Genomic DNA, 8,345 nt, shown 5'->3' with positions numbered 1-8,345 from the left:
AAGCTGTCCGATTTTGGCGTGAAGTTTTTCCAGATCTCGATCAGAGACCAACGGCGCAGCTGTCATCTTGCCATCAAACGCGGCGGCCATGTTCTCTGCCGCTTTCTTCCAGCCGGTGATCATCGTCGGATGAATGTCGTATTTCTTGGCCAGCTCGGCCGTCGTCAGTTCCTCACGGATGGCTTCCAAAGCCACCTTCGCCTTGAACTCAGATGTATAGCGCTTGCGTTTCGTCATGTCGGGTCGGTCCTTCATCAGTCGCTAAAGCTTAGCAACTGGTCCGAAATCCTGCGACCACCTCTTTACCATGGGTTCGGTCTCCTTCGCCCTCAAGTCTAAACTTTAGCCAGTCAAATGTCTCACTCTTATTGGCACGGAGGGGCACGCGCTGCGGCGTGGGCACGTTTCGACCGTCAGCTTGGGGCCGAGGCAGTGTAAAAACTCGGATGGACATGGCATGCTTCGGAATAGTGCTCGCCAGTGAGCGATCTTGGGAGGTTTTTCCGATGCCATCGCCGCTATCGGCATAGTAGGGGAATCGCTCTTAGCGATCTCAGAAAATCTGTGTTTCTAGCCAGTATCGGCCGAAAATCTCGAATCTTTTGGCGTTTAGTCTTGGCGCGTAGCGCCAAGATAGGGTGCTATTGGCAGTCCCGAAAGCCACTACGGCAGGGTTCACATGCAACGCTTACGAAGGGTGCGAAACCAAGGTGCTTGCATCCGCCCCGTGTCTCGTGTGACCGCGACAATGGTGCACCGACGACCGGTATCCGCCAGCGTCTTTGCTGCGCAGATGCGGGTGCGCCGGGCAGGTACGCCTCGATCCCTTCGGACGACGGCCCGTGCCCGGCGTCACACCTCGATCCGCACCGGCGTTCCCTTGTAGGCGGGCGTTGCAGAGCGTTCTTCATGGTGCGACAGCGGCACCAGCGGATTGAGCTCCGGGTAGTAGCCTGCCACGCAGCCCGGCGGCAGGTCATACGCCGTTACCGCAAGATCGCCCACGCGCCGGTCGATCCCGTCGTCCACGGCGCAGACCAGCGTCACCTTCTGACCGTCGCGCAAGCCCAGCCGCGCGATGTCGGTGGGTGAGATCAGCACGATCTCTCGGCTGCCGGACAGGCCGCGCAGGCGGTCCGAGAAACCGTAGATCGTGGTGTTGAACTGGTCATGCGACCGCAGCGTGATGAGGGTCAGCGCGGCCCCGGCCTGCGGCAACTCCGCCTCCAGCGCCGACAGGGTGGTGGGTACTGTGAACTGGGCGCGGCCCGATGGCGTTTCCCACCGCCGGTCGCGCGCGGGGTTGCCGCGATAGAAGCCGCCGGGGGTGAACAGCCGGTCGTTGAACCGGGCGAAATACTGCGGATAGGTCAGTTCGATCAGGTTGCGGATCAGGTCGTAGTCGCCCGCCCATGCGTCCCACTTCAGCGCGGGGTTGGGGTCCAGCGTGGCGGCGGCCAGCCGGGCGACGATGGCGGTTTCCGACCAGACCTGCGGCCCCGGCGGCGGGGCCGTCCCGATGGAGCCGGAGATGTGCGACAGCGAATCCTCCATCGACACAGCCTGTTTGCCGGTCGCCTGCACGTCCTCGTCCGTGCGCCCCAGACAGGGCAGCAGATAGGCGATTTTTCCGGGGGTCAGGTGGGTGCGGTTGGGTTTTGTGGCGATGCTGACGGTCAGGCGCAGGGCGGGCCATGCGGCCTCCATCCTTTCGCGGTCGGGCAGGGCCCGCACGAGGTTGCCGCCCAGCATGACCAGACCCTTGACCCGCCCGTCCACGATGCCTTCGCACATCTGCACGGCGTTCATGCCGTCCTTCGTTGGCGGCTCGATCCCGAACAGGCTGCGCAGCTTGTCGGCGGGCATGTGCGACGACTTTTCGCCCACGCCGACGGTGCGCTGGCCCTGCACGTTGGAATGGCCCCGGACCGGAGAGATGCCGGTCCCCATCCGACCCATGTGGCCGCCCATCAGCAGCAGGTTGCACAGCATGCCGAGGTTCAGCCAGCCGTTGACGTGCTGCGTCAGGCCCATGCCATAGACGCCAATCACACGCTTCGCGCCGATCCAGATCGCCGCCGCTTCCTCTATCATCGGCTGGGTCAGGCCCGCGTTGCGGGTGATGTCGGACCACGCCAACGCGCGGACGGCGGCCACGGTGGCGTCGAACCCTTCGGTGTGTTCAGCGATGAAGGCGTGATCCAGCACCGTGCCCGGTGCCGCATCCTCGGCTGCCAGCACGCATTTCATCAGGCCCGCCATCACGGCGATGTCGCCGCCGGGGCGCAGCTGATAGTATTTCTCAGAGATGTCGGTGGCTGGCGCGACGGTCATCTGCGCGACGCTCTGCGGATCGACGAAGGAGATCAGGCCCCGTTCGCGCACCGGATTGAACGTCACGATCCGGCAGCCGCGCTGCACCGCGGCCTTCAGCGTGTGCATGAACCGCGGGCTGTTGCTGCCTGTGTTCTGCCCGAAGAAGAACATGGCGTCGGCGGACTCCAGATCCTCCATCGTGCAGGTGCCGACGGGGGTGCCCAGCATGGATTTGAGGTTCACGGACGTCGTCTCGTGGCACATGTTGGACGATTGCGGCAGGTTCTGGTGCCCCATTGCGCGCGCGAACAGGGCATAGAGATAGGCCGCCTCCAACCCCGCATGACCCGAGGCGTAGAACACCGCCTGTTCGGGGTCCATGGCGCGCAGTTCCGCCCCGATCTCTGCGATGGCGGTGTCCCATGCGACCGGCACGTAGCGGTCGGTGGCGGCGTCATAGCGCAGCGGCGTGGTCAGGCGGCCCGCCTTTTCCAGATCGTGGTCGTGCCACATCCGCAGTTCGGTCAGGCTGTGGCCCGCGAAGAAATCGGCGTCGGCGCGGTTCGGGTCCAGTTCCCACAGGGTGGCCTTGGCACCGTTGTCGCAGAACTCGAACGCATGGGGTTTCGCGGACTTGGCCCAGGCACAGGACGGGCACATCACGCCGCGCGGCTTGTTCAGGCTGCGCAGCATGGCGGCGGCGCGGGTGCCGCCCCCCTCGCGCAGCAGGCCCGCCACGCTTTGCACCGATCCCCAACCCCCTGCGGCGTGGGTGTCATGGGGCAGGGCGGGGTCCTGCCCGGTCGGATCGAAGGGTGTCGTCGCCGTGGAGGGTGTGGTCATGGGATTGTCCTGTCGCTGCATCGCACAGGTAAGCCGGTCCTGGCCCAAGTCGAGCGGGTTGTGGGCCTGCCGGGACTTTGGCTGCGCGACCCGATCGTCATGCGGTGTCCGCGACGCGGTCGGGGTGGGTGAAAATCGTGCAACCGCCGTCCCTGACGTGGGCCACCACGCACAGCGCCGCCGCGTCCGCCAGTCGCAAGGCCTGCGCCGTGGGGGACGAAACGGCGATCAGCACGGGGCAGCCCGCGACCACCGTCTTTTGCACCATGTCCACCGACACGCGGCTGGTGACGACGATCGCGCCCGTCGCCGGGTCGAGCCCCGCGCCGGCCAGCGCGCCGATCAGCTTGTCCAGCGCATTGTGGCGACCCACGTCCTCGCGCACGCAAACCAGTCCCGTGCCCGGGCGCAGGAACGCGGCCGCGTGGGTGGCGCGGGTCGCGTCATGCAGCGGCTGGTGGCGGCGCAGATCGTCCGGTGCCGTCAGCACGTCCGCCAGTGCGATGACCGGCCCGCCCAGCGGCAGGACCGGCAGCGGTCGCAACGCCTGTTCTAGGCTGTCGATCCCGCACAGCCCGCACCCGACCGGCCCCAGCATGCTGCGGCGGCGATCCGTCAGGGCGGCGGCCCGGTCCTCTGTCAGCCACAGGCGCGCCTCGATCCCGGTGCCATGCGGCACGATGTCGAGGCTTTCGATCTGGTGCAGTCCATCGACCAGCCCTTCGGTCAGGGCAAAGCCTGTCGCGAAATCCGCCAGATCCTCCGGCGTGGCCATCATCACCGCCACCGTGGTGCCGTTGCAGACGATCGCGACGGCCGTCTCCTCTGGCAGGATGCGGGTCACGGGTCCGGTTTGCGCCCCGTCGCGGGCGATCGCATGGGCAGTCCAGGGCACGCTGGCAGGGGCAGCAGCGGGTGCATCATTGTTCAGGCGTGCATCGCTGGTCAGCATGGCGTGGCGATCCCATCGTCATTTATTTCACGGCCGCAGGGTCCGTGGATCGAGGCCCATGAGCGAGGCGATCACATGAGACGTAGACCGTGCCGAAAATGATGTCGATCAAAAGCCATGTGGCGTGCGCAACACATGAGCGACATTCGCACTGATCGACAAGAAAGATGTGAGGCGCACTTTTGCCAGATGGCACCTACACGAAGGGTATGTGCTGAAAATCGCAACTTACGGTGATAGCGGCTCCGACAGTAGGGATCGGACAGTGTCGAAAAAGCCTTTCGAGTCACTGATAACTAACGAATTTCAGGATAGATCGACATCGCAATGCGACAGGAAAATGTGACGAGCAGACAGCGATGAAAAGGGTTGGCCGCGAAAATCGTATGAGCCGTTTTGCTGGTGTCCTTTAGAGGACAGGTGACCGTCGAGGCCGGTTTCGGCGTCAGGGTTGCGGCGCTGCGACTGCGGGAAAATCCTCGCCGAGACCGGTGGCTGACTGACGGGCCGTCGCGGATCGGGACGACAGAAGGTTATGGCGACCTGTCCAAGGGCAATGTCCCGCAGCATGCGACTGCCCTGATCGCTCTGTTGCTCGGCTCGGGTGATGGCCACGGCTCCCCTATCCCGGACGGACCTATCTTGCAGCGTCCCTGACGGGTAGGCCGAGGGCGCGGCAGCCGTTCAGGGCGGCGGTGCGGACCTCGACTTTGACGACCTGACGGTCGAAGTCTCGTGCCGTAAGGCGCGGGCCCGACAGTTTCCCACCAAGCACCTTCGTGTCGACGCGGCTTTGGCGTTGTTATCCGCTCCATCGTCGCCAGAGCGCACGGCCAAGATATGTGGCCGTGCCCAAGGCGTCGTTTGGCGCCGCCGCTCCGGCGGCGCGGTACTGGCTGCAGCGGCGGCGGGATCCATCACAACGATCATCGCTGACTTTCAAAGACAGGAGAGGGAAGGAGGTCAGAGCCTGATTGCTGGGCGGTCCAGCCGCCAGATCCAGAGCAGGCAGACAAGGATGACCACAGCCCCTCCGATCAGGTGGACCGAGGGGCGGTCGGCGAAGAAGATCCACCCCGCGGCTGTGGCGAACAGGATCGAACCGTAGGAAATGGGGGCGAGGACCGTCGCCTCCTGCGCGCGGTAGGCCCGCAGGAAGCAGTACTGCCCGGCTTGTCCCAAGGCACCGATCGCGATCAGGGCGGGCCAGTCCGCCGGGGTCACCGGCTGCCAGACGGCGATGGCCGGGCCCGCCGTCAGCACGGTCAGCCCGAGGGTGTAGAACAGCATCATCACCGTGGGGCTTTCGCGGCGCAGGGCGCGGGTCTGCACCACCGCCAGCGATCCGAACAGCACGGCGGCCAGCGCCGCCACCAGTCCGCCCAAGGCCACGTTGCCCGACGTGGACTGCAGGTCCGGGCCCACCGCGATGGCGACGCCGCAGACGATTCCAGCCGACCCGACCCAGCGGACGCGCGACGTCCGCTCGCTCAGCAGAACGGTGGCCACCAGCATGGTGACGATGGGGCGCAGGTAGCCGATGGCATTCGCCATGGCGAGGGGCAGCGCCGTCAGCGCCATGAAGTTCGCACTGAGCGCGATCGCGTTGCATCCGACCCGCAGGACATTGCGCCAGGGGTCGTGCATGGCCCACAGGTCCCTGCGATGGGTCCAGACCAGCGGCAGGATCAGCAGAAGCCCGACGGCAGCCCGCAGGAACACGATCTGGATCGCGGCAAGGCTGGCGCCGGTCAGCTTGACCAGCACGGTCATGCCGGTGACCAGCGTCATGTCCGCGACCAGCCACAGCACCCCGTCACGGGCCCGTGGCGCGGCGGTGCCGGTCACCGGGGCGGGCGGCATCGGATCAGGCAGGCTGTATCAGGTTGCACATCAGCCGGAACGCCCCCGGCACCAGACGGTCCATCTGGTGATGCAGCACCAGCCCGGTGTGGGTATGCCGCCCGCGACCGATGCGGCCCGACACCAGCGCGCCCTGCAGCGGCGCCTCTCCGGGATCGGACAGGGCCAGCAGCGGGACGTAGGCCTCATCCCAGCGGGCTGCGAAGTAGAGCCCGCGTTCCTTGTCCCAGCCCTCGAAATCCGCGGCGGTGATGACGTTCGGGCCGGTCAGCAGCGGATGGTCGGGGATCAGCAGGGTGACCTGGGCCGCAGCGTCCGTCACGCGCCAGCGAAGAGACGGTGTCCCGACGGTCATGGGGCGGGGCGGGGTCGCATCGGCGTCCCAGCCCTGGTCGGGTCGCTGATAGAGCGTCACCAGATGCCCGCCCCGTTCGACGAAGGCGTGCAGCCGTGCGGTGGCGGCGGCAAGATCGGGTCGGTTGCCATAGGCCACGACGCCGACCAGAACGGTGGTGAAGGCGGAGAAGTCCTCTTGCGGGGCGATGTCGTCCAGCAGTGTGACGTCCAGCCCCAGACGCTGCAGCCACCGGCCCACGCTGTCGCCGGATCCGACATAGGCGATCCGCGCGCCCTGCGGCAGTGCCAGATCCAGCGTCAGGATCTGCAGCGTGGCCGGGGTGGCATGACGCAGCGAACCGATGTGCGGATAATGCGCCGTGGCGGTGGCCTGTGCAGCGCGCCCGTCGATGTAGACGGGCAGGGTGACCAGACCCTGCGCGGTCCCGGCCGGCGGCGCGATGGTCAGGCGGGTGCCGTCCTGCGTCAGTGTCCATCCTGCGGGCACCTCGATCTCTGGCGTTCCGGTCACGTTGGCGGTCAGGTTGGCGGTATCGCCGGTGCATCGGATGAACTGGCTGGGGTGTGCGGCGAAATCCTGCGCTGGAACGACGCAGAGCGGGACCTCCGGGTCCACGGAAATGCTGATGCGCCGCCCGGCGACGGTGGCCGCCACGTCGAGCCAGCCGGACCCGTTGCCGCCCAGCGGATCGAAGCCCGCGGTGAAGGCCGGGGTGAAGGGCGCATCGACGGCCACCTGCAGGTCCAGATCCACGACGGCCCCGGCCGGCGCGACGGTCCCGCCCGTGACACCCTGCGGCAGCACCGGTGTGACCGTCACCTTCGTGGCGGTGGTGGGTGTCGGCTGGGTGACGCGCAGCCGTGCGGTGCCACCGGGCACGAGGGCCGCAGGGTATGCCGCAACGATGGGGAACAGGCCCGCCACCTCGGCAAGGGCATGGGCGATCTCGCGGCGCTTGCGCGTCAGGCGGTGACCATGGGCCGTGAGGAACTCCGGCGTCGCGGTCGAAATCGCCTTGGCCAGCGCCTCGTCCGCCTGTGCCAGCGAATCCTGCACCACGCCCCGGTCCGGACATGCCATCCGGGCCTGTGCGACCCCGTCGGCGGCGGTCAGCAGCGCGTCCCCTGCGGGACCGGCGAGGGCGGCCAGATCGGCCAGCGACCGGGGCAGGGACTGGGCCAGACGGTCCTCGGCTGCGCCACCGACCCGGTGCAGGTCCCACGTCGTCTGCGGGCTGTCGGACCAATGGCCCATCCCCTGCGAGGCATGACGCGCCCGGGACCACTGGCCGATCTCGGCGTAGGCGACCCCGGTGGCGGCGTCCTGCGGACCCGCTGTGATCCGCAGCGTGGCGGGCGGTGGCGGCAGGGCATCGTCGTAGGTGCCGCCGCCGCCAGACCATGCGGGCAGGTAATGGTGCGTGACGGTCCAGGGACCGTCCGGATGATCCGTAAGCTTTGTGGGATCGGCGGCCAACGCGATCGCCTCGGCGGCGGCGCGGGTCATCGCCCGGTGGTGGCCATGCTGGCCCGGCACGTCAAGGAAGGTCGGCAGCACCACGTCGGGGCGGTAGGTCCGATAGGCCCGTGCCAGCCGTTCGGTCACCCGCGCCGCGCCCCAGCGGGCGAAGGTGTCGTCGCCATCCTTGGAGAATCCAAAGTCATGCATCGGGTCCGCCGGACCGAAGCCAAGCCAGGCCACGTCGCAGTCCAGCACCCGGGCGGCCTCCTCCATCTCGCGGGTGCGGATCAGGCCCAGCAGACCCCCGCGTTCGGGCCCCAGCGCGTTCTGCCCGCCTTCGCCACGGGTGGAACAAGCGACGACCACCCGCATCCCCAGCCCGAAGCGCAGCCACGCAAGCAGGCCACTGTGTTCGTCGTCGGGATGCGCGCCGGTGTTCATCACGGTCTGCACCCCGTCCAGACGCGACAGCGCACGCGACAGGCGCATCAGGGCGGGGGTGGCTTCGCGGCGGGCAAGGCGGGTCTGATCGGGCGTCATGGCATTCCTCGG

Annotated in this window: 6 protein-coding genes and 1 pseudogene; all 7 read right to left on the bottom strand. The window is 67.3% G+C overall.

Annotation, left to right across the window (positions count from 1 at the left end; genetic code table 11):
• Positions 1-237: transposase (locus BMX16_RS15230; RefSeq protein ID WP_177174695.1), on the bottom strand; the 237-nt coding region annotated here is incomplete at its 3' end.
• Positions 238-852: 615 nt separating this feature from the next.
• Positions 853-3,159: an FdhF/YdeP family oxidoreductase gene (locus BMX16_RS15225; RefSeq protein ID WP_089905351.1), complete on the bottom strand. Its 2,307-nt coding sequence runs from the start codon at positions 3,157-3,159 to the stop codon at positions 853-855.
• A gap of 97 nt (positions 3,160-3,256) precedes the next feature.
• Entirely contained in the window at positions 3,257-4,111 is an 855-nt protein-coding gene (gene fdhD, locus BMX16_RS15220) for a formate dehydrogenase accessory sulfurtransferase FdhD (RefSeq protein WP_089905349.1), read from the bottom strand.
• A gap of 306 nt (positions 4,112-4,417) precedes the next feature.
• Positions 4,418-4,726, bottom strand: a complete 309-nt coding sequence (locus tag BMX16_RS17395) for a hypothetical protein (RefSeq protein WP_143058063.1) — start codon at positions 4,724-4,726, stop codon at positions 4,418-4,420.
• Positions 4,727-4,748: 22 nt separating this feature from the next.
• Positions 4,749-4,994 (bottom strand): annotated as a pseudogene (locus BMX16_RS18050) (IS5/IS1182 family transposase); the annotation flags it as partial.
• Positions 4,995-5,074: 80 nt separating this feature from the next.
• Entirely contained in the window at positions 5,075-5,974 is a 900-nt protein-coding gene (locus BMX16_RS15215; protein WP_089905347.1) for a DMT family transporter, read from the bottom strand.
• 4 nt (positions 5,975-5,978) lie between these two features.
• Positions 5,979-8,333 carry a PIG-L family deacetylase gene (locus BMX16_RS15210; RefSeq protein ID WP_089905345.1) on the bottom strand — a complete coding sequence of 785 codons (2,355 nt, stop codon included), beginning with the start codon at positions 8,331-8,333 and terminating at the stop codon, positions 5,979-5,981.
• Between the last annotated feature and the right edge of the window lie 12 nt (positions 8,334-8,345).

Origin of the sequence: Loktanella fryxellensis (assembly GCF_900110065.1) — a bacterium.
Lineage (GTDB): Bacteria > Pseudomonadota > Alphaproteobacteria > Rhodobacterales > Rhodobacteraceae > Loktanella > Loktanella fryxellensis.
This window is presented reverse-complemented; position numbering and strand designations above follow the sequence as displayed.